Origin of the sequence: Pedobacter sp. ok626, assembly GCF_900100435.1 — a bacterium.
Taxonomy (GTDB): Bacteria; Bacteroidota; Bacteroidia; order Sphingobacteriales; family Sphingobacteriaceae; genus Pedobacter.
Genome location: NZ_FNEX01000004.1, coordinates 211434 through 234319 on the forward strand (window position 1 = coordinate 211434; position 22886 = coordinate 234319).

Consider the following 22886-nt stretch of genomic DNA (forward strand, 5'->3'; position numbering starts at 1 on the left):
TCCTGGATTTCGTTTGTGCGATTTGTTGATGAACTGTGTTCTTAACGGTTAAATCCAAAGTGTATTATTATATGGAATTGATATAAATAACTGGTAAACCGTGAGTTATATATTTAACCTCTATGTTAAATGTTGAAAAGTACTGACGTTCTTAATAATTATTTAACATTGAAAATTGGAATGCCAGCATAATAAATATTTAACTTTGCTGCGATATTCTGATATATCACTACAGAAAATTATAAAAAACAAAAAAGTATGAAGAAATCTTTACTCGTTTTCACGTTCCTACTACAATTTCTTGCAATCAGCGTTTACGCTCAGCAGACAATTAAGGGAAAGGTGATTGATTCCTTGACTAAGGAAACGCTGCCAGGTGCAGTGGTAACATTAAAAGGAGCTGGAACGTCTACATCTACCAACTCAGATGGTAGCTTCTCGATAAAAAAACAAGACGGTGCCAATGTACTGGTTATTTCTTATATCGGTTACAACCGTAGAGAAGTCGCGATTCCAGCAGGTAAAACAGATCTTGGCTTTATCACCTTAACTTCAAGTTCAAGCACGATGGATGAGGTAATGATTATAGCGAACAATATCGCTATTGACAGAAAAACCCCTGTTGCACTTTCAATTGTAAATTCGGAAAGAATAGCAGAAAAAGGTGGTCAGCAGGAGTTTCCTGAATTGCTTAAATCTGTACCCGGTGTATACGCAACAAAAGGTTCAGGTGGTGGTTTTGGTGACTCAAGGATCAACATGAGGGGATTCCAGAGCGCCAACATCGCGGTTATGATTAATGGTATTCCTGTGAATGATATGGAAGATAGTCGTGTATTCTGGTCTAACTGGGCTGGACTTAACGATGTAACTAGTTCTATACAGGTACAAAGAGGTTTAGGTGCTTCTAAAGTAGCAGTTCCTTCTCTTGGTGGTACCGTTAACATTCAAACTAGAACTACTGATGTTAAAAAAGGAGGCTTTATCTACCAGGGCTTAGGTAGTTATGGTTTTAATAAAACTACATTTTCTTATTCAACTGGTCTAACAGATAAAGGATGGGCTTTCTCAGCCATGGGCTCACGAAATGTTGGTGATGGTTATGTAAATGGTTTAGCTTATGAGGCATACAGCTATTTCTTTAACGTATCTAAAGTAATTAATGCAAACCATACCTTATCATTAACAGGTTTTGGTGCGCCTCAATACCACGCATCGAGATTTGAGCGTTTTAATCTTGCGTATTATAAAGAAGCTCCTCAGGGTAATAAATTCAACCCTAATTATGGTATACTTGATGGAAAAGAAAAAACAATCAGTGGTAATTATTATCACAAACCACAGGTTTCCCTAAATCACAGCTGGATCATAGATGAGACTTCTTCATTATCTACAGCGCTTTACGGATCGATGGGTAGAGGAGGAAATGAATTTCCTAATAATGCCAGTCTTTTTCTGAATACCAGAACTGGTAATAAATATACACCTGTTGACATAGACGCACTTGTAGATTTAAATACAGCAGCACAAGATGGTAAAGCTGTTGCATACCTGCAGTCATACAGAAACGACCATACTTGGGGTGGCTTAATGAGTACCTACAAGAAAAAGCTGACTGATAAATTTGATTTGTTAGCTGGACTTGATTTGAGACAGTATAAAGGCGTCCATTACAATTCCGTAAGAAATTTGTTAGGTGCTGAATATGTTTTAGATGTGTATAGTGGAACCCCTACAACAAGTAGAGGTGGTGGTAATATAAATAATCCAATTAACATGGCTAAGACCGGTGATAAGATTGGGTTTTACTATGATGGATTAGTAGGCTGGCAGGGAGCTTTTGTACAAGGTGAATATACTTCTGGAGATCTTTCTACATTCGTATCTTTATCGGGCTCTAATACTTCTTATCAACGTGTTGATCATTTCCGGTATTTAGACTCTGATCCTTTACGTAAGAGCGCAAAGGTGAACTTTTTTGGTTATCAGGCTAAGGGAGGTGCAAACTATAATCTGGATCAAAATCATAACGTATTTGCGAATGTCGGTTATTTTGAAAAAGCACCAATTTTTGAAGCTGTTTTCGCAGGTTACCAGAATAAAAGAAATTCTGATGCAGTAACTGAAAAAATTCTTAGTTATGAATTAGGATATGGCTACAGAAGTACCAAATTTTCTGGAAATGTTAATTTATACCGCACAAGTTGGAGAGATAGATCTACCGTTAATGCATTTTACGATCAGCAGACTCAACAGTTTTATACAGCAAATTTGTCTGGTGTAGATGCGTTACATCAAGGTGTAGAAGTTGATTTCAAGTATAACCCGGTGAAATCTTTAACCATTACTGGGATGGTTTCTGTGGGCGACTGGACATGGGATAGCAATGTTCCAAAGGCTATTATCACGGATGTTAATGGAAGTCCTTTAGCTGGTGGTTCAATTGGACCGCTTTATACAAAAGGCATAAAAGTTGGTGATCAACCACAAACAACCTTAGCTCTTGGCGCCTCTTTTGATGTGACTGAAGATTTTAGGATTGGTGCTGACTATAACTATTTTGGCCGTTATTACTCTTCTTTTGTTCCTACTGTTATAACTTCAGAGAATTTGAAACCATGGCAAGTACCTAGTTATTCGCTCCTTGACGTAAATGCTGTATTTAAATTCAAATTTGCAGGTGTCAAATCTTCAATGTTTGCGAATGTGAATAATTTACTAGGTACCGAATATATCTCAGATTCAAATGCACAGTTTAATAACGGGATCAGTGATGTAAATAATTCAAACGTATACTACGGAGCTGGCAGAACATGGACTGTTGGTTTAAAAGTTAATTTCTAAAATGACGATCATGAAAAAGAACATATTATATCTGGTAGCGTTTATGAGCATAATATTCGTTGCCTGTAATCCTTTAAAGGATGAAATCAATAACATAAAGCCGGTAGCTGCTGATAAAACATTAACAATTAGTACAACAACACTTTACGCAACTGCTGCTGCTGCGAATACAGGCATTTCTGCAATGCTCAATTCTACCTATCCGCAACTATCAGATGGATCTAAAGCAAACGTAACTTATAACTTTAAGACAAATACAATAAAGCCGGCAGATAGTGTTTTTGCAAACATCCAATATACTGTAACTACAGATGATTATACAACTGGAGCACCAGTAGTAGGTAATTTTAGTAAAAATACTTCAACAGGTGTTATAACTATATTTAATACCTATAGTGTTGCACAGGCAGCAGCTTTTTTAGAGTGGAAGTACCCGCAGGCTACAACACCTGCATACAAACTGGTATTGCTTACTTATCAGTTTTTCCAATCCAATGCCACGCCTTCAGCAGGTGTTACAGTTACGGAAGCATTTCTGCTATTGCCAAATGGCTGGCAGAAGATATACCTTGTTTCCCCGGCACAATATGCTGCTTTGGGAAGAGGCATCAATAACGGATTTACTTCGGCTGATGCAACAAATCTGCCATCTTACTTTAATACAATGTTAAAGTCAGATCCGAACATAATTTCTCCAAAAGTTGGGGATGTAAGGTATGTTACTTATAAGTACATGCAAACTGCTACGATCATGCATCAAAAAGTCTATGCACTTAGTTACGATATCACTGGTAACTGGGTGCCATCGCTAACTTTAGCCTTTCTAAAACAAGATGGTAAATGGATACCTGATCCTACCATTTATTATACTTTGGTAAGAGCAGATTACAACACTATAGGCGGCAGCAATGCTGGAACCGCGGCAGGGCGTACCAATTTAGCTCAGTTTGGCTCATTTGATGTGACTGGTGGTGCCAATAATTGGACTGAAAGCCAGATATCTGACGGGTTAATAGTAGTTCTGACTGCCAAGTATCCAAATGCCCCGGTAGATCCCAGTGTTCCGTATAAAGTTACCTATGCGCTTTTCAGGGGATTAACTCCTACAGGTGCTAAATCTTTTGTCAAAACAGCTACAGGTTTTGCTTTAGTGCCAGAAACCAAGTAGTAAACTAGATATACTTAATAATATAAAAACCCTGCTTCATTCATTTGGAGCAGGGTTTTTTATTGGATTATACTCTCATTAACCTTCTTCTTAATACTTTAAGACCGCTGTTGATTTGTTTAGAAACATTGTTTTCATTGGTGTTTAGCCTTTCTGCGATCTCCTTATAGGAAAGTTGGTTTGTTCTACTCATCTCAAATATCTGCCTCATTTTTGGAGGCAATGCCGCAATTTCTTTATTAATATGTGCACTGCATTCCTTTGCTCTGACCAGGGCATCAGTTGCCGTACTTTTGTTGGTAGCTATAAAACTTTCTAAAGAACGCATGTATTTTGTTTTTACCTCCTGGTGTAGATAAAGATCTAATATGCGGTTCTTCATTAAAGTGTATAGATATCCGGTAAGATTTGTTGCGGTTAACTGGATCTCTCGTTTTATCCAGATTTTGGTGAAAATTTCTTGTATAATATCTTTCGCAAGATCTTCATCATTTAGTTTCTTTCTGGCGTGGACAAAAAGTAAATGAAAATACCTGTTATATATCTCTGTATAAGCCTTGTGATCCGAGGCTTGTAGTAGCTGAACTAATTTTGCATCAGACAAAATTTTGTAATTAAAATCTAGCATACCTTGAGCTCCTTTCTAATGGTGAAGTCAAGATTGAGTAGATCGGTGTTCGGTTTGTTGTTTGTTTTTGTAGTTCGGTTCATAGTTTTACGTTTTAGATGCTATTGGTAAACGATTAAATAGATGTTTTTATTAATTCAAATATAAATAAACATCATTAAAAGTGTTATTTATTTCTAATAAATTAATATCCTGAGGTTCGATGTAAAATCTTGGTTCTGTAGTCAATATTTTGATGGAGATCGGAAAAAGCTGTCAACGATTTTCAAATTGTGCAGTAGCGATATAATCTTTACTTTTATGGCATAAATCTCAGTTGTTATGGTAAAAATTTTTGTTGGGGGGCTTAGGCCTGATGTTTCTGAATTGGATCTTGTGATGTATATAAGTCTTTATGCTCAGGTAAATACCATAAAAGTTGTGCGTGATAAAGTAACCAAGAGGTGTAAAGGTTATGCGTTTTTGGAAATGGCTAGTCAGGCAGAAGCCGAAAAAGCGGTTTCAATGCTTAATGGAGAAACATTTAGTGGGCAAGTTCTTAATATTAAGATCTCTGAAGAACCGGCTCCGGCACCAAAACCTTATGTGAAAGCAAGTAAGCCTTATGAGAATAGGCGACCAAGATCTTGAGGTAGGATAGGAATAGATAGGATAGAATTTATTAGAGAACCCTGGCTATGGTATTTTTCTGGCGGATTGGGTTATGGCAATTGTAGGCGCCCTGGCGGGAACTTATCTGTATGGGGTAATTAAAGATAAACTACCCCATTAAGCAAGTCTTTAAGATAGGGATAATAAGCGGTTACGTACCAATAAGCAGGCTCCGATTAGTCCAGCGCGTTCGCCTAGTTTGGACATTTTTAAAATCGTGTCTTGATTAACTAAGCTCAGTGAATATTTATTAATTGCACTTTTTATAGGAAGTCGGATGTATTCTTCAGTAGCCGCAAGACTTCCTCCAAGAATTACCAATTCCGGGTTAAATAGGTTGATGAGTAAAGCTATACCGCGACCTAGGTTTTCTCCTATCTTGGCAATCAGTTCTATTGCCAATACATCATCATGATTAGCCGCGGCGATGATATCTTCCATTTTTAAATCGTCTGGATTAACGTTGTTTCGTGTTAGAATGGATGAAGAACCCTCTTTCAGTCGTTCTTTAAACATTCGTGTTAATGCCCATCCCGAAGCCTCTGTTTCCAGACAGCCTTTCTTTCCGCAGTGACAGATGATTTCGTTGTTGAACAATGGGATGTGACCAAATTCTCCAGAATAACCCGATTTACCATAATACAATTGTCCATTTACTAGAATACCTAGTCCAATACCATGATCAAGGTTTAAGAATAGTACGTTTTTTTCTCCATTGACTACTCCGGCCGAGAACTCACCATAGGCCATTGATTTTGAATCATTCTCCAGGAAAACGCGAATACCTATTTTTGATTCAAGAATTTTGGTCAATGGCTCTTCATTAAAGTAAAAGAAACTGTAGCTATAGCCGGTAGTGTAGTTGATCCTTCCAGATAAGTTGATGCCTATACCAAGTATCTTTTCTCTTGGTGTGCTTAGGTCTTTTATAAAGTCATTAATAAGAGCGCACAATGCTTCGAGTGACTCCTTATTGTTATCAAGGTTGTAAGGAAGTTTTTCGGCTACCTTAATCAGATTTTTCTGTAGGTCGGATAAGCCGATGTTAATGTGATTCTGTTTGATGTCTACCCCTATAAAAAAGGCAGAATCGGGGACTAGTCCATATAAATTAGGTTTACGTCCGCCTGTAGAATCTATTTTTCCATAATCTTTGATTAGGCCATCCTGTATTAAATCAGCTAATAGAGCGGTAATTTTAGGGGCACTTAGGTTTAGTTCTTTACACAGGTCTGCAATGGTTGCATTACCTACATTAGCAAAGTAACTGAGTACGGTTTTTTTTAGGCTAACATTTTTGTATGCAACACCGGTTATATTCTCGTTATTTAGTTCTTCAAAAAAAGTTTTCCCCATCTTATTTTTTACAAGTTTTTCCTCGGTTTGTTAGGTGTACGAATAGTATCATTGCTGCAAATTAATGCTAATTTATTTATAATCAACACAAACTTCCGTTGTTCTGTATAAAAGATAAGGGTTAGTTAATTTGCCGAGATGAACTGTTTTTGAATACTAATGATATTAAATGTGTAAGTCGATATCTAGTTTGTAGAAATTGGTTGAAATTAGTTTACTTTGTAATAATTTATAATAAATAAATTAAAGTTATTAAAATATATTTATATTCACCTTCTGTAAGGCGGACTGATTAAGAGTGTTTGGGTGCTTGCTATTTCTAAGTTTTAAATTATTAATAAATAGATATACGTTGTTGGATTAAATAATTTGTTTGAAGATAGTGCGGTGTGCATCTTTATAATAAAAATTAAAATATAAATAAGAGGTATGAGTCAGCTAAAAGGAATGTTGTCCCTGGTTTTTATATGTCTTTTTCTATCCGTAAAGGGGCAGGATCTGATGGTTTTGAAGTCTAAAAACTTAAAAACGGATGATAGTGTGTTGGTTTTTAAACCGGCAGTATATAATGTGAAGGTTAAGTATCCGGTTGTGTATATGTTACATGGGCATTCGTCTAATTTTAGGGCTTGGCCAAGATTGGCTAACCTGCAAGGAATGGCCGATACTTATAATTTTATTGTAGTTTGTCCGGATGGATTAAAGAAAAGTTGGTATGTAAATTCGCCTAACGCTGATAGTTTGCAATATGAAGATTTCTTTATGAAAGAGTTGATGCCAAAAATAAACAACACTTATAAGACCGATAAGGAGAAGGTTTTTGTTACTGGGGCTAGTATGGGAGGTTTTGGTGCGATGTATCTTTTCCTTAAGCATCCAGACGTTTTTTTAAGTGCAGGCAGTACTTCAGGAGTACTTAATTTAAGGTATTCGGGTTTTAAGAAAACAACGATTGCTTATTTGTTGGGTCCATATTCGGACGAGAACAAAGCTTTTGATGAGTTTTCGCCAGTAAATAGATTGGAAAGTATAAAGGGCTTGAATAAATCGCTGATTTTTGATTGTGGGACCGAAGATTATCTGTATATCGCTAGTAATCAGTTTAGGAAGAAATGTGATGAATTGAAAATTAAAGCTACTTACATCACTCAGCCAGGTGCACACACGGGGTCATATTGGTCGAAAAGTATTAAAGCGCATTTTAGCTTTTTTGCTGAATTGGCTAATAAGAGTTAATGATATCTTTTAAACACAAACACACAAATAAAAATATGGAATACAAAAACTTAAAAATTGCGCTAGGCTTAGCGTTTGTTTGCAGTACGATGCAGTTGACCGCGCAGACTGTAAATCGCGAAGATTCTCAGAATCTATTGAAGGCAAAACAAGGGAATGTTGTTTTGATGAAGGAGTTTTTTACGGTTAAGCCGGCAGACATCAAATACAATAAGGTGGTTTTGCCTGGTCCTCAGTTTATAATTTCTGATGATCCGGAGTATATTAGGATACCTGAGGCAATTGCTTTGCAAGAAGCGGTGCAACCGGGTGCAGTTAGATTATATGTGTATAATGTAAATGGGGTAAAGGAGCCGGTAAAGATCGACCGTAAAATTACTGCGGTTATAAAAAATACGGGTAAGCAGAAAATGCACATCCGTATGGTAAAATATTCTTCGCAAAAGCCTAGTACAAATTACTTCCAGATTGGTAAACAGGGCTTGGCAGATTATTTTGCTTCAAAAGGGAGTGAGCAAATTCGTGTGGTTGCGCCAGGTGAGGCTATTGCTATTGATGATCAGTTGGAACGTAATGTGGTAAAGTATGATGAGCTGACACATGGTTTTTATGATTTTGTGATTGACCAACCGGGAGAGATCAGTGTGATCCAGACTGATCTTAAAACCTCTGGTCCGGTGGCGCTTAAAAGGATAAAAACGATTATCCCTACGGGACATAAAAATGCAGGCCGTGGTTTGTTTGGTGTGAGTAATTACAAAGTTACTGCTGTTGATGTATTGGATACAAAAAATGGAGTGGCCGAAATTGTTGTTGCTGATGGAATTAAAGATCCATGGGTGCTCGGTGTGGAAGGTACAAGTGGTAAACAATCTACTTTGGCTGGGAATTACGGGGTAATGTATAATATGGAGCTGAAATGGAAAAGTACAGATGGTAAAGGTTTAGCGCTGGTTACCTGGAATTCACGCTCAGCAGATAATCAATGGTGTAATGGTATGGCGGCGACAATGGTAGTGAGTAAAGGAAAGTTTAATGAAGGGATTATTCAATTGCCAAGTGATCGATTGGTGACTAAGGCTGCGCCTGAAGCGATATTAGTACAGGTATTTCCACCAGCAAAAAATGGCGAAGAACAAACCATTAAGTTGACTTACTCTCCGCCAGGTGCTTCATGTCTTCCAACACCATTGGTGTTTATTCCAGTGGATATGGATACTTTGAAGTAATTAAATAGAATATTCTAAAAGTCTTTTTCTTACCAAGAGGCAGGCGCCCATAACGCCTGCTTCTTCACCTAGTTTGGATAACTTCAATTGAGTATCGCTATTTACCAGACTTAAAGAGTATTTGTTTACCGCGCTTTTTATTGGTAGGTGCAGGTGTTCACCGGTTAGGGCTAGTGCGCCACCAAGAATAACAAGTTCGGGATTGAAAATGTTGATCAGGAGCGCGATTCCTCTGCCCAGTTTTTCACCTATTTTGGCTAACAATTCAATAGAAAGCACATCGTCGTTGTTTGCTGCATTAATGATGTCTTGCATTTGTATGTTGTCGTTTATGCCTTTTTGTAATGAGCTGGATGAGCCAGTAGCAAGTTTCTCTTTAAACATGGCGATCAATGCTCTTCCGGAAGCTTCGGTTTCCAAACATCCTTTTTTTCCGCATTGGCAGATGATCTCGTTATTGAATAGTGGAATGTGGCCAATCTCTCCGGCAAAACCGGATTTACCGTAATACAATTCGTTATTGATCATTACACCCATTCCCAGACCGTAATCTAAATTTAGGAACAGTACATTTTTTTCTTCTTTAACTACACCGCAGTTAAATTCTCCATAGGCCATGGCTCTGGAATCATTTTCAAGAAAAGTTTTTAAGTTTAGTTCTGCTTCCAGTAATTTACTTAAAGGATCTTCATTGAAATGAAAGAAACTGTAGCTATAGCCGGTAGCGTAGTTGATCCGTCCGGAAAGGTTTAGTCCAAGTCCAAGTATTTTATCTTTAGCAATTGCTGCTTCTTTGATGAAATTTCTAATCAAATCGCAAAGCGAAGCCAGTGATTCTGCTGTGTTATTTAAGTTGTAGGGAACATCTTTGGAGATTTTGATTAGCTTTTTTTGCAAGTCAATTAATCCGATGTTGATATGGTTGTGTTTTACATCTACGCCTAGGAAAAAGCCTGAGTCGGGAACTAGTCCGTAGATGTTTGGTTTTCTTCCACCTGTAGATCCTACTTTTCCAAAGTCTTTTACCAGTCCGCCGGCAATAAGTTCAGTAATTAAGGTCGTTACTTTTGGGACGCTTAGGTTGGTTTCTTTGCAAAGTTCTGCAATCGTCGCATTACCAGCGTCCGCAAAATAAGAGATGATCTTTTTTCTGATATGTATGTTCTTGTAGGCGACTCCGGTTAGAATGTCACTGTTCTCGTCGAAAAAATCGGTTTTCATATTTTGGCAGTTGTTTGGGTAAAAAATCTACAACACAATCTTATTAAAAAATATTAATATATGTCGTTAATTTGTATTAAAAACTTATAGATTTACGCAAAGTTAAATAAAAACACTCAGCTTATCCGCATATCGTATTTCAGATGATTAAAATTGTACTAAAACTAATTGGCAAAGTAGTGATGGTTCTTGGCCTGATTGTCCTTTCTCTTACCTGTTCTGCACAAAACAATATTTTTAACTTAATTCCACAGCCTGTTCGATTAGAGCAGGGCGCTGGCGTTTTTATTTTGAATGCGAATACGGTCATTGTTCTGGCTACTGAAAGTGACAAAGGACTGGGAGAATTGTTGGCTTTGAGGCTGAAAACGCTGACGGGGTATGATTTGAAAGTGGTGAAAACTGCTCATGCGGGGCGTACCATCAGATTTTTGTCGGATATAAATATAAAAGGGGGTAAAGAGGCTTATAGATTGGAGGTTTCCAGTAAAGGGGTGGATATTAAGGCTAATCAGCCTGAAGGCTGGTTTTATGGAATACAGACTTTGCTGCAGCTTTTGCCGGTAAAGTCGAAGCAAGAAAGTGTTGGTTTAAGTGTTAGAATTCCTGCTGTTAAAATAGAAGATGCTCCTCGCTTTCAATGGCGTGGATTGATGGTTGATGTGAGTCGCCATTTCTTTTCTAAAGAAGTGATTAAGCGATATATTTTGCAAATGTCTAAGTATAAAATGAATGTGTTGCATTTGCATTTGACTGATAATCAGGGCTGGCGGGTTGAAATTAAGAGCTTGCCAAAGTTGACTGAAGTAGGGGCCTGGAGGGTGCCGCGCACAGGGTATTGGCGAAACCAGAAGGCTCCAGAGCCTGGTGAGCAAGCTACTGATGGTGGTTTTTATACGCAAGATGATATTAGAGAATTGGTGGCATATGGGCGGCAGCATTTTGTGGAATTGGTGCCGGAGATTGATGTGCCAGGTCATAGTTTAGCTTTAATTGCTTCTTATCCAGAACTTTCTTGTACTAAGACAAGTCAGCAGGTGTTAGCTGGTGATCCCTGGAATGCTTCTCGTACCAATGTGGTTTGCGCGGGCAATGATTCTGTTTTTGTATTTTTGGAGAAAGTGATTGATGAGTTGGCGGGGTTGTTTCCGTCTAAATACATACATATTGGTGGTGATGAGGTTTCCAGAGCCTATTGGGATAAGTGTCCGGTATGTCGGCAAAGGGTTAAGGATGAACATTTAAAAAGTTCAGAAGAGCTTCAATCTTATTTTCTGAAACGTGTTTCTAAAATTGTGCTTTCGAAAGGTAAAAAGCCTTTGGGTTGGTATGAAAATTTGCCTGGTGGACTTCCGGAAGAGATGGCGGTGATGAGTTGGAAGGATGATAAGGGTGGTATATTATCATCTAATAAAGGTCAGCAGGTAGTAATGACGCCAGCGGCTTATACTTATCTCGATTTTTATCAGGGCGATCAATATTTGGAGAACGCTATTTTTACTGTGAATAGACTGAGTACTACCTTTTTGTTTAATCCACTACCTAAAGGTATTGAAGAGAAAAATGTAATGGGAGGGCAAGGTAGTTTGTGGACGGAGCAGGTGCCTAATGAGCGGAAATTGCAGTTTATGACCTGGCCAAGAGCTTTTGCTTTGAGTGAAACGTTGTGGACTGGGGCTGGTAAAAGTAGTTGGATTAATTTTATCAATCGTGTAGAATCGCATTTGCCTAGACTGGATAAGGATGCGGTGAATTATTCAAGATATTTTTATGATGCTATCGTTTCCGGTATTCGCGGTGCTGATAAAACGCTTTTAATTGCTTTGTCCACAGAGATTGAGGGACTTAAGATTTATTACTCTTTTGATGATACAGATCCAGATCCTTATTATCCGGTTTATGCTGGGCAGCCTTTGCGTATTCCTAAAGGAGCGCAAAACATACGGACAGTGACTTATAGGGATGGAGTTCAGGTGGGTAGGGTGATGAAGATTCCTGTTGCTGAGATCGAAAGACGGACTCCTCTGAAATAAAATAAGCTATTGGTGTTGATGGATGTTCTTTTATTTAAATAAATGGCCTCTTTATGGATCATTTAAAAATAAATTAATAAAACAATTCAATTGTTTTTAATTTATTTAATAAAGTTGCTATATTTACTGCACAACCAAACCATTATGAACATAAAATCAAATTTTGCGCTTATTTTTATTGCGGCAGCGACTTTGGTATCTGCGTGTGGTAAGTCCGATCAAGGGAAGTATCATCCTGAAAAACCGGTGATTGTTATAGATTCAACACCTTTGATCAATTTATCGTCAAGTTGGAAGAAAGCAGTTTATTTAATGAATGATTTTCCGAATGGTATCCAGGTTTATGTAAATAGGTCTCCAATAAATACAAAGCCTGTCGTAGCTTATTGTGTTGTTTTTGATCCTAAAGCTAATCTGGAGTTGAAGCCTGTGTTGGCAACGGCTAATAAAAAGGTTACTGACTTTTATAATGAAGAAGCAGGGGCTAAATATGCGTGTATAAATGGTGGATTTTTTGGTACCAATGCTTCTTATAGTCTTTCTATGTATAAAGGTGTAGTAGATGCGATCAATATTAAATCTTTATCTCGCCCTTACAATTCGGTTAGCACCCCTTACTATCCAACACGTGCAGCATTTGGTCTTTCAGAATCAGGAGTTCCGGATGTGGCTTGGGTTTATCATGTAGGTGCAGGCAATGGGGTCGTGTATACTTACCCTTCCCCTGCGTTGAATTTGTTAAATTCCGCACCTATGGCTGTTCCTTCTGCTACTTATCCGATTGGTGGAAGTGTATGGAGTGCAAAGACAGCTATTGGAGGTTCTCCAATGCTGATTAAGAATAATACGATTAATATAACAGATGATGAAGAGCTGATTGTAATTGACAATGCTTCATCGAGAGCGCGATCCGCTATTGGCTATACCAATGATAACAAGATTGTGTTGTTGGCTGTAGAGGGAAATAATACTGCAGGAGGAGCTGGCTTGAGTCTAGCGGAGCTAGCACAGCTGATGAAAGATATGGGCTGTGTTGGGGCAGTAAATTTGGACGGCGGTGGTTCTACTACCTTGACCGTCAATGGTAAGCAAACGGTAAAACCTTCTGATGGAACAGAAAGAGGGGTAATGACGGCCTTGATTATTAAAGAGAAGTAAAGGGAATATAAAACTTATATAGAATAAATACTATTATTAAAATGATTGGATTAGGCTTGAGAAGAGCATATTTATATGCTTTATTGGTAATTTTATTTTCGGGAGCAATTTCGGTATCAGCCAAAGAATACCATACGCAGTTACTGGTAGTAGGGGGAGGTGCCAGCGGAACGACTGCAGCAATACAAGCCTCAAGAATGGGTGTTAAGACCTTGATAATAGAGGAGACTGAATGGTTGGGTGGAATGTTGACTTCGGCGGGAGTTGCTGCTATAGATGGTAATCATCAAATGCCTTCTGGCTTATGGGCTGAATTCAGACAAAAGCTTTACGATTATTATGGAGGACCTAAAGCAGTAGAAACAGGATGGGTAAGCAACACCTTGTTTGAACCCTCAGTAGGAAATAAAAAGTTAAAAGAATTAGCTCAAAACTCTAATCTGACGATCTGGTATAAAACAGAGTGGAGAAATATTACACGTAGCGGTAGTAAATGGACTGTAGAGGCGTATGTAAAAGGAAAACGTACAATAGTAACTGCAGATTTAATTATTGATGCAACGGAATTGGGGGATGTAATGGGCTTCTTAAAAATCCCTTATCGTGTAGGGATGGATAGCAAGTTTGATACTGGTGAATCTTTTGCTCCCGAAAAGGCTAATAACATCATTCAAGATTTGACTTATGTAGTGGTGCTTAAGGATTTTGGTAAGAACGCTGATAAAACAATTGCTAAGCCAATTGGCTATAATCCACAAGAATTTGATTGTTGCTGCGATGTTACTGATCCTTCTGCTGATGCCAGTCATAAGCGTTCGATCGATTGTAATCAAATGATTACCTACGGTAAATTGCCGAACAACAAGTACATGATTAACTGGCCTAAATGTGGTAATGACATTTATTTGAATATTATAGAACTGAGTAAAAAGGATAGAGAAGCGGCACTTAAGGAAGCTAAACTGCATAGTCTAAGATTTATTTATCACCTGCAAACGAAGCTTGGCTTTAAGCATTTGGGGATTGCTGATGATGAATTCCCTACGGCCGACAAGTTACCGATGATCGCTTATCACAGGGAAGCAAGAAGATTAGATGGTAAAGTAACTTTAACTGTTAATGATGTTGCCGCGCCTTATCAGCAAAAAACTAGTCTATACCGCACCGGGATTGCAATTGGTGATTATCCGATTGATCACCATCACTTAAAGAATCCTGAAGCTCCTCAAATTGATTTTATAAATATCAAAGTACCGTCTTATAATATACCACTCGGGGCACTGATTCCTAAAAATGCAGACGGAATTATTGTTGCCGAAAAAAGTGTTAGTGTTACTAATATTGTTGCCGGTGCAAGTAGGCTACAACCAGTAGTTTTAACCATTGGCCAGGCAGCTGGAGCATTAGCTGCAGTTGCTATAAAAAATAATCAGCAACCTGCTCAAGTAAATATCCGTGAAGTTCAAACTGCTTTATTAGAAAGTAAAGCTTATCTGATGCCTTTTATCGACGTAAAACCTGATGATAAGGATTTTGTAGTCATGCAAAAGATTGGAGCAACAGGAATTTTAAAAGGTGCCGGAATACCATACAAATGGGCTAACCAAACCTGGTTTTACCCAGAACAACCGGTTAATGAATATACATTGATTGAAGGATTTAAGTCTTTCTACCCAGTAATGACAGATCTTTTCCCTTCTGGAAAGTTAGTAACTGCAGGATTTGCTACAAAGCTATTGTCTGCCGTTTCAAAAACAGATATTAACCTTTCAGCCGTATCGACAATAATAAATGAACGTATTTCCAGACAAAATGTGACAGGAGAAACAGTTTTATCAAGACGGGCGCTTTCGATATTGATAGACCATTTTTTAAATCCATTTGCTCAGGAAATCGATTTTAATGGATCACCCAAACTCAAATAAACAAACGTATTATAAATCTAACCAATTAACAGTATGCAACAAATTTTTACTAAAAAGAAGGGATGGTTCTTCCGTGGGATAAGCCTCATCCTTTTGATGTGCATTTCTATGGCGTCCTTGGCGCAAGTCCGAACGGTTACCGGTATGGTAACTGATTTGAAAGGTGACCCTCTCGTTGGGGTGGTTGTTCAAATAAAAGGGACAAAAACAACTACCAGTACTTCTTCAAGTGGTAGTTTTTCGATTAAAGTGCCGGATGCTAGTCAAAGATTGGTATTCAGGTATATTGGGTTTGAAGATAAGGAGATTGCTGTTGGGGCGAGCGCATCTCTTAAGGTTAGCTTAAAAGAATCAGTATCCCAGTTGAATGATGTAGTGGTGATCGGTTATGGTACAGCCACTCGTAAAGATTTGACCGGATCCTTGGGGAGTGTGAATATTGCAGACTTGCAAAAAGCCCCTGTAAAATCATTTGATGAGGCCTTGGCTGGTCGTGTTGCAGGGGTTCAGGTAACTTCAAGCGAAGGACAGCCTGGTTCTCCTATTGAAATTACGATCAGGGGTAATAATTCCATTACGCAAATGAACTACCCATTGGTTGTAATTGATGGTTTTCCTATGGAGGATCCTAACAATAGCGTAGTAAATCCTTTGAATACATTAGATCCGAATGAGATTGAATCCATCGACATTCTTAAGGATGCTTCTGCGACGGCAATTTACGGCGCTAGGGGTGCGAATGGTGTAATCATGGTGACCACCAAAAGAGGTAAACTTGGAGCACCGGTAATTGCTTATAATGGATATTTTGGCTTGCAAGAAAATAACAAAAGAATGAAACTTTTGGGGCCATATGAGTTTGTAAAGTTGCAGAATGAAATAGATCCAATAAGAACTAAAGGTCTTTATTTTAAAGATGGTAGGACGCTTGATAGTTATCAAGGTCTTGCAGGTATAAATTGGGAAGACGAGGTAACACGTGTGGCCCCAATGCAAAACCATTATCTAGCAGTAACTGGGGGAACTGCTAAAACAAAATATAGTGTTTCCTTATCACATACCGGACAAGACGGAATTATCCTGAATTCCGGATTTAAGCGTACACAAGGTAAAATCAGTTTAGATCAGGAGATTTCTGATAAATTAAAAGTTGGTTTTAATGCCACCTATTCTGATATTAAAACTTACGGTAGCCCTACTTCAACTGGGAACTTTAGTAATGAGTTGAATATGTTGTTTAGTGTATGGGCTTTCAGACCAGTTGCAGTTAATCCTGATGTAAATTTGATTGAGGTCCCGAATGACCCAGAGGTTGAACAGGCTAGCAATTTTACTTTTAATCCGATATTGACGGCTCAAAATGAACTTCGTGAAACTTACAGTACCAGTTTTACTACTAATGGGTTTCTTGAGTATGCTATTCTAAAAGATTTGAAGTTGAAAATTCTGGGCTCTTTTAACAGAGGCTTAAGAAGAAGTGATGTGTTTAACGGATCTATGTCGAGAAGTGCCGCAACAGGCAATTACCTAGTTAATGGTACACAAACTTATTATAACTCAACAGGATGGCAGAATGCAAATACTTTAACTTATAGTAAGAGATTAAATAAGGCGCATTATTTCGATGTAATGGCTGGTTTTACAATGGAGAGTAGTCAGAGTAGAGCTTTAGGCGCTACTGCTGTACTTTTGCCAAATGAAAGTTTGGGATTAAGTGGTCTTGATGAAGGAAATCCGTTGGCTATTGCTTCTACTTCTTCTAACTCCACATTAGCTTCATTTATTGGTAGGTTGAATTATAAATTATTTGACCGTTACGTATTTACTGCTACAGTTAGGGAAGATGGTTCTTCAAGATTTTTAAATAAAAACACCTGGAGTAATTTTCCATCGTTGGGAGTGGCTTGGCAAATCAACAATGAATCTTTTGCAAAAAATATCAAATACTTATCTAATGCTAAGTTAAGAGCTTCGTGGGGTAGAACCGGAAATAATCAGGTATCCAATTTTGCAGCCTATCCGAGCTTAAACTTTGCAAATCCAGATGGCTCATACCCAATCAACAACTCTCCTGGCTATATGTTTGGAGGTAATGATAGTAAAGGGGTGATTTATTCTGGTTTGGGTAATGCGGATCTAAGGTGGGAGACTACAGAACAGTCTAATATAGGTTTGGATTTAGGTTTTTTTAAACAACGATTAACGTTTGAGTTTGATTTGTATCAAAAAAAGACATTTGATTTGTTGCTGAACGCCAATTTGCCGCCAACTACTGGATACAACAGGGCTATTAAAAATATTGGCTCAACGCAAAACAGAGGATTAGAGATTACAATAGGCTTTACGCCTGTTCAGGGCAGGGATTTTACCTGGTCGTCTTCATTTAATATAGCCTTTAATCGGAATAAGATATTGGGGCTTACAGAAAATCAGCTTCAGTTAACAACCAGCCAGAGCTGGGGAGATGATTGGAAGAATATTCCAGGTTATGTAGCAAAAATTGGCAGCCCTATTGCGCAATTCTATGGATTGATTTATGATGGCGTATATAACTACGATGATTTTGTTAAAGTTGGAGATACTTATACTTTAAAAGAAAATATTCCTTCAAATGGTGGTTCACGAGCTAACATTAAACCAGGTGATGTAAAATATGTTGATTTGAACGGAGATCTTCAGATTAGCGAGGGAGATAAAACGGTAATTGGGACTCCTTATGCTAAACATACTGGAGGGTTTAGCAATAATTTTACTTATAAAAACTTCGACCTGAATGTGTTTTTCCAATGGTCGTACGGTAATGATATTATCAATGCCAACAGGATTTTATTTGAGTCTTCTTATAAATATGGATATAACCAATATGCTACATATGCGGACAGATGGAGTCCCGAGAATCCGACTTCAAATATTCCGGGTGTTGCAGCAGGAAGAGGTTCTTCTTTGAAAGCATACTCAACAAGAACTATTGAAGACGGATCATTTTTAAGGTTAAAAACTGTTGCCTTAGGCTACAACATCCCTGCGGATTTTGTGAGAAGATCAAAGGTATTTAAAACAGGAAGGGTTTATCTTTCTGCACAAAACCTTTATACCTGGACTAAATATTCCGGCTACGATCCTGAGGTTTCAGTGAGAAATAGCGCCTTGACTCCTGGATTTGACTATTCAGCTTACCCTAGGGCTAGGACAATTACTTTCGGAATCAATACTACTTTTTAACAAAGAAATTATAAGTTATGAAACGTATTTTATATAGTATACTTATATCTGGAATGGTACTTACTTCATCATCATGTAAGAAATTCCTCGATACTACACCAACAGATTTTTTATCACCAAAAAACTTTTACAGAACAGAAGCTGATATCAATGCTGCTGTAACCAGTATTTATGATGTATTGGGTAAAACTTCAACCTATGGCAGGAGTTTCTATTTCGAAATGGATGTCGCAGATGATAGTTTTATCGCGCTTTCCTCCTGGACACAGGATGTAGGTTTGTATAATTATAATCCTTCTGATACCAAATTAACAGATGCTTGGGTTGCTTTATATAATGGGATCAATAGAGCAAATATGTTGCTGGAGAATATTGATAAAGCTAGTATGGATGAAACTAAAAAGAAGGCAGCTAGAGGTGAAGCCTTGTTTTTAAGAGCATATTATCATTTCCTTTTAGCTAACAACTGGGGCAATATCCCTTTGAAATTAACGGCAACTAAATCAGCTTCTGAAGTTAATTTTGAGAATACACCTTATGCCACCACATACAAACAAATTGTTAGTGATATGGAACAGGCAGCGGATATGGTTAACCCAATTTCTACCTATACACATAGTGGTAGGGTAACTCAATCTGTCGTTTGGGGGATGCTGGCCAGGGTAAACCTAAAAATGGCAGGCGCACCAATGCGTGATGCCAGTCGATATTCGGAGGTGGTAAAATGGGCACAAAAAGTTAAGACGGCGGGACACAGTTTAAATCCTGATTACAAACAGGTGTTTATTAACATGTGCCAGGGTAAATACGACACAAAGGAAGTACTTTGGGAGGTCGAGTTTGGTAAAAAGAATGGTACTCAGGACGAAGAAGGATCCGTAGGTTCTATCAACGGAATTGGTGCCAACGCTACCATTGGTTTTAGCTATGGTGCGAAACATACTACTGAAGCTTACTATAATTCATTCGATAATGACGATCTAAGAAGAGATTGGAACATCAGTGCTTATGCTTATGATACCAATGGTGGAAAAGTTGCTTACGCGCCATCACAAATTTATAACCGATATGATGCAAAATGGAGACGTGAATACGAAACCATAACGCCTAAATTTAATGGTACTACTTCAATTAATTTCCCATTATTACGTTATTCGGATGTGCTTTTGATGCTTGCTGAAGCAGAGAATGAAATAAATGGCCCTACAGCGACTGCTGTAGATGCGGTGAATGAGGTAAAACGCCGTGCGCATGGAAAATCTATGGGTTCATTGTTGGAGCAGGTTAAATCGGTAACGGTTACCAATGGTGGGACAACAGATTATACTTCTGTACCTACAGTAACCTTTACTGGTGGTGGTGGAACTGGTGCTACGGCTACTGTGATTTTGAATACTTTGAAGCGTGTTTCTTCTATTTATATGACCAATAATGGCTCTGGCTATACAAGCGCACCTACGATTACCTTTACAGGTGGGGCTGGTACCGGTGCAACAGCTACTGCCGTACTTTCAAACATAGCAGGTACAAATTTTGATCTTAAACCCATAGAAACTGCTTCAAAAGAAGAGCTTAGAACAGCCATTAGAAAAGAACGCTCATTAGAGCTAGGCTATGAGGGATTGAGACGTTTTGATCTTGTAAGATGGGGACAGTTCTACTCGGCAATGAAAAGTGTAGCTAATCAAATTACCACAAGTGCACCTTCAGACTATAAATATGCGGCGAAGTCAGGTCAGAATGTTTCTGAAAAGGATACGTTGTTCGCTATTCCTGCGGCCGAATTTAATCTTAACAAAGCGATTAAGCAGAACGGTGGTTGGTAATTAATTATAAATTTAATTCATAAAATATATAGACATGAATAAGTTAAAATATTTGCTGGGCATAGTGACTTTGCCTTTAATGCTGGCTTGCCAGAAAAATGATCCGGTTGACCCTTCTTTTAATGTTAAAACAGATAAACTGGAGTACAAAGTAACTGATTCGGTAAAATTTTCTATTACTGGTTACGCTGATGTTGTTTCTTTTTATTCTGGTGAACCTGGTAAAGAATACCGTTACAAAGATAGAACAGAGTCCACTGATGCTAAAATGAAGTTAAATATCAATACTCAGGTTGTATTTGCCTCGCAAAAGAATAACCTTAGCCTTTTGTATTCAACAGATTTCAACAATGTGTATAGTGTTGAAGGTATACAAGCCGCAACCTGGACAGATATCACAAGTAGATTCACACTGAGCGCGGATATAGGAAGTACTAATGGTGTGAGAACTTCATCAGGTGAAGTTGATTTATCTGATCTCCCTGTTTCTGGTAAGCCAGTTTATTTTGCTTTCAAATATGTGGGACAGCCAAGTACAACAGCTGCTACAGGAGGCAGGACATGGCGCGTTTATGAATTTAAATTGTACAATAAGAATACTGCAAATGTTGAAACTGAGTTGGCCAGTGTAATAACTGCGGGATGGTTGGGGATTGATGTCATAAATCCAATCAACAAATGGACGATACAGACTGCAGAACCAGCGTTATATTTTGCACCAGCAAGTACAATTTTAGCTTCAGAAGATTGGGCTGTTTCGAGAGCGATATTCCCTACAGCAGCAAAACCTGATACGGGCGTTGGCATCAAAGGGTATCTCGACAAGATGAACAATTACACGTATAAATTTGCTGCTCCTGGCGTGTACACGGTTACATTTGTAGCTAAAAACACAAATAATCTTGGCCAGAAAGAGGTGGTAAAAGAGATTACTATTACTGTAAAATAATTTTACAACGGCAAAAATACGGTGCCTTAGTTTATGAAAAAAAGAGAAGAAGCTTTAGATGCACTTAGAGGACTGGCCATATTGTTGATGGTTTTATCAAGCAGTGTTTCTTTTGGGATTTTACCTGCCTGGATGTACCATGCGCAAGTACCGCCGCCATATCATGTTTTTAAACCAGAGCTCCCAGGGATAACCTGGGTAGATCTGGTATTTCCGTTTTTCCTGTTCACTATGGGAGCGGCTATTCCATTAGCTCTGCAAAAGAAACTAGGGGAACAATCTGTATTTAAAACCGCGGGACAATTGGTTCAGCGCTACCTATTATTGGTTGTATTTGCTTTGTTTACCTTTTATGCCCGTGCCTGGGTAATGAGTGCTACGGCAGGAGCGAAGGAATATTTGCTATCAATCGGTTGTTTCTTTGTGCTCTTTCTCATGTATGCCCGCTTTAATAATTTAAACAATAAAGCGATTTCATTGGGGATTAAAATTGTCGGTTTCGCTTTGGCAGCGGCATTTTTAATGTTTTACCCTTTTAAAAATGGATTTAATTTAAGCTCCAGCGATATCATCATTATTGTATTGGCCAATATGGCATTTTTTGGAACATTGATCTGGTGGCTTACCCGCAATCAACCTTTGTTGAGAATTGGGATTCTACCGTTGTTAATGGCAATATTGTTAACAGCTAAGGATGCTGGAACTTGGAATAGTGCCTTTTTTAACTGGTCGCCCTTACCATGGATGTATAAAGTGTATTACCTTAAGTATTTGTTTATTGTACTGCCAGGGACATTTGCCGGAGAGTGGTTGCTGAATAGAAGTGCTGCTCCAATTCAGGATTTAATTGCAGGCGCTAAAGCCAAATTATTGAGCGCAGCTGCCTTATGCTGGTTGTTGCTGATTTGCAATGTGGTTTGTTTGCACATGCGTTGGTTGGTTCCTAATCTATTCATTACAGGAGCCTTATCGCTGTTGTTGCTGCAACAATTAAAAAAACTAAACGAAGGCAGCGATAAAACCCTGTTTGCCAAATTTGCTAATGTTGGTGTTTATCTACTCATCTTAGGCCTGTTTTTCGAAGCTTTTGAAGGGGGAATTAAAAAGGACATCTCTACTTTTAGTTATTATTTTGTGAATACAGGCCTGGCTTTCCTGGTATTGCTGTCGTTCACCATTTTCGAAAGACTGGGCTATTTCTCAGCAATCATTACCTTCTTGGGGAATAATGGTAAAAATCCAATGGTAGCTTATACAGCGGGAAATTTATTGCTGATCCCTTTATTGAAGCTCACTGGCACCGATGTATATTTGGATAATGTGGCCAATTTGCCGGCAGGTGGATTTTTAAGAGGCTTACTATTTACCGGAGTGGTATCCTTAATTACCTTGTACTGCACGCGTGCTAAACTATTCTGGAAAACCTAATAGATCAAAAAA

15 protein-coding genes are annotated in these 22886 nt (G+C 38.3%); 12 read left to right on the plus strand and 3 right to left on the minus strand.

The genetic code is table 11. From position 1 onward, the window contains the following. Window positions 1-258 precede the first annotated feature (258 nt). Both BLS35_RS07420 and BLS35_RS07425 read left to right on the plus strand, forming a co-directional pair. Window positions 259-2844: a TonB-dependent receptor gene (locus BLS35_RS07420; RefSeq protein ID WP_090779365.1), complete on the plus strand. Its 2586-nt coding sequence runs from the start codon at window positions 259-261 to the stop codon at window positions 2842-2844. A 10-nt stretch (window positions 2845-2854) separates the two neighbouring features. Next, window positions 2855-4012, plus strand: coding sequence for a hypothetical protein (locus BLS35_RS07425; RefSeq protein WP_132225919.1), 1158 nt, complete (start codon window positions 2855-2857; stop codon window positions 4010-4012). A 67-nt stretch (window positions 4013-4079) separates the two neighbouring features. Here the strand turns inward: BLS35_RS07425 and BLS35_RS07430 are convergent, their stop codons facing one another. Then, window positions 4080-4616, minus strand: a complete 537-nt coding sequence (locus tag BLS35_RS07430) for an RNA polymerase sigma factor (RefSeq protein ID WP_254778723.1) — start codon at window positions 4614-4616, stop codon at window positions 4080-4082. Between the two features lie 345 nt (window positions 4617-4961). Here BLS35_RS07430 and BLS35_RS07435 point away from each other — a divergent pair, with 345 nt between their 5' ends. Then, window positions 4962-5270, plus strand: a complete 309-nt coding sequence (locus tag BLS35_RS07435; RefSeq protein WP_090779371.1) for an RNA recognition motif domain-containing protein — start codon at window positions 4962-4964, stop codon at window positions 5268-5270. Between the two features lie 150 nt (window positions 5271-5420). Here BLS35_RS07435 and BLS35_RS07440 read toward each other — a convergent pair whose 3' ends face one another. Further along, window positions 5421-6647 (minus strand): ROK family protein, encoded by a 1227-nt coding sequence (locus BLS35_RS07440; RefSeq protein ID WP_090779373.1) that lies wholly within the window; start codon window positions 6645-6647, stop codon window positions 5421-5423. 429 nt (window positions 6648-7076) lie between these two features. On the opposite strand from BLS35_RS07440, the gene BLS35_RS07445 reads away from it, so the two are divergent. Beyond that, window positions 7077-7883, plus strand: a complete 807-nt coding sequence (locus BLS35_RS07445; RefSeq protein ID WP_254778725.1) for an alpha/beta hydrolase — start codon at window positions 7077-7079, stop codon at window positions 7881-7883. A 35-nt stretch (window positions 7884-7918) separates the two neighbouring features. After that, complete coding sequence (locus BLS35_RS07450) at window positions 7919-9112, plus strand: copper amine oxidase (protein ID WP_090779738.1); 1194 nt, start codon at window positions 7919-7921, stop codon at window positions 9110-9112. Here the strand turns inward: BLS35_RS07450 and BLS35_RS07455 are convergent, their stop codons facing one another. After that, window positions 9113-10333: an ROK family transcriptional regulator gene (locus BLS35_RS07455; RefSeq protein WP_090779375.1), complete on the minus strand. Its 1221-nt coding sequence runs from the start codon at window positions 10331-10333 to the stop codon at window positions 9113-9115. 143 nt (window positions 10334-10476) lie between these two features. On the opposite strand from BLS35_RS07455, the gene BLS35_RS07460 reads away from it, so the two are divergent. The 7 genes from BLS35_RS07460 (at window position 10477) to BLS35_RS07490 (ending at window position 22874) form a co-directional block, all read left to right on the plus strand. Then, the gene (locus tag BLS35_RS07460; protein WP_090779377.1) at window positions 10477-12366 is read left to right on the plus strand and encodes a beta-N-acetylhexosaminidase; all 1890 of its coding nucleotides are present in this window, start codon (window positions 10477-10479) and stop codon (window positions 12364-12366) included. A 144-nt stretch (window positions 12367-12510) separates the two neighbouring features. Then, the gene (locus BLS35_RS07465) at window positions 12511-13524 is read left to right on the plus strand and encodes a phosphodiester glycosidase family protein (protein WP_090779379.1); all 1014 of its coding nucleotides are present in this window, start codon (window positions 12511-12513) and stop codon (window positions 13522-13524) included. A 41-nt stretch (window positions 13525-13565) separates the two neighbouring features. Then, window positions 13566-15449: an FAD-dependent oxidoreductase gene (locus BLS35_RS07470; RefSeq protein ID WP_090779381.1), complete on the plus strand. Its 1884-nt coding sequence runs from the start codon at window positions 13566-13568 to the stop codon at window positions 15447-15449. A gap of 33 nt (window positions 15450-15482) precedes the next feature. After that, window positions 15483-18671 (plus strand): SusC/RagA family TonB-linked outer membrane protein, encoded by a 3189-nt coding sequence (locus BLS35_RS07475; protein WP_090779383.1) that lies wholly within the window; start codon window positions 15483-15485, stop codon window positions 18669-18671. Between the two features lie 17 nt (window positions 18672-18688). Beyond that, entirely contained in the window at window positions 18689-20497 is a 1809-nt protein-coding gene (locus tag BLS35_RS07480; protein ID WP_090779385.1) for a RagB/SusD family nutrient uptake outer membrane protein, read from the plus strand. A gap of 34 nt (window positions 20498-20531) precedes the next feature. Next, window positions 20532-21446, plus strand: a complete 915-nt coding sequence (locus BLS35_RS07485; protein ID WP_090779387.1) for a DUF5017 domain-containing protein — start codon at window positions 20532-20534, stop codon at window positions 21444-21446. A 33-nt stretch (window positions 21447-21479) separates the two neighbouring features. Beyond that, window positions 21480-22874: a DUF5009 domain-containing protein gene (locus BLS35_RS07490; protein WP_090779389.1), complete on the plus strand. Its 1395-nt coding sequence runs from the start codon at window positions 21480-21482 to the stop codon at window positions 22872-22874. Window positions 22875-22886 lie beyond the last annotated feature (12 nt).

Bases quoted from the DNA above. Each gene is read 5' to 3' on its own strand.
- BLS35_RS07420 (WP_090779365.1), top strand. From the start codon at position 259: ATGAAGAAATCTTTACTCGTTTTCACGTTCCTACTACAATTTCTTGCA.
- BLS35_RS07465 (WP_090779379.1), top strand. From the start codon at position 12,511: ATGAACATAAAATCAAATTTTGCGCTTATTTTTATTGCGGCAGCGACT.
- BLS35_RS07455 (WP_090779375.1), bottom strand. From the start codon at position 10,333: ATGAAAACCGATTTTTTCGACGAGAACAGTGACATTCTAACCGGAGTC.
- BLS35_RS07425 (WP_132225919.1), top strand. From the start codon at position 2,855: ATGAAAAAGAACATATTATATCTGGTAGCGTTTATGAGCATAATATTC.
- BLS35_RS07440 (WP_090779373.1), bottom strand. From the start codon at position 6,647: ATGGGGAAAACTTTTTTTGAAGAACTAAATAACGAGAATATAACCGGT.
- BLS35_RS07480 (WP_090779385.1), top strand. From the start codon at position 18,689: ATGAAACGTATTTTATATAGTATACTTATATCTGGAATGGTACTTACT.
- BLS35_RS07470 (WP_090779381.1), top strand. From the start codon at position 13,566: ATGATTGGATTAGGCTTGAGAAGAGCATATTTATATGCTTTATTGGTA.
- BLS35_RS07460 (WP_090779377.1), top strand. From the start codon at position 10,477: ATGATTAAAATTGTACTAAAACTAATTGGCAAAGTAGTGATGGTTCTT.
- BLS35_RS07450 (WP_090779738.1), top strand. From the start codon at position 7,919: ATGGAATACAAAAACTTAAAAATTGCGCTAGGCTTAGCGTTTGTTTGC.
- BLS35_RS07475 (WP_090779383.1), top strand. From the start codon at position 15,483: ATGCAACAAATTTTTACTAAAAAGAAGGGATGGTTCTTCCGTGGGATA.
- BLS35_RS07490 (WP_090779389.1), top strand. From the start codon at position 21,480: ATGAAAAAAAGAGAAGAAGCTTTAGATGCACTTAGAGGACTGGCCATA.
- BLS35_RS07445 (WP_254778725.1), top strand. From the start codon at position 7,077: ATGAGTCAGCTAAAAGGAATGTTGTCCCTGGTTTTTATATGTCTTTTT.
- BLS35_RS07435 (WP_090779371.1), top strand. From the start codon at position 4,962: ATGGTAAAAATTTTTGTTGGGGGGCTTAGGCCTGATGTTTCTGAATTG.
- BLS35_RS07485 (WP_090779387.1), top strand. From the start codon at position 20,532: ATGAATAAGTTAAAATATTTGCTGGGCATAGTGACTTTGCCTTTAATG.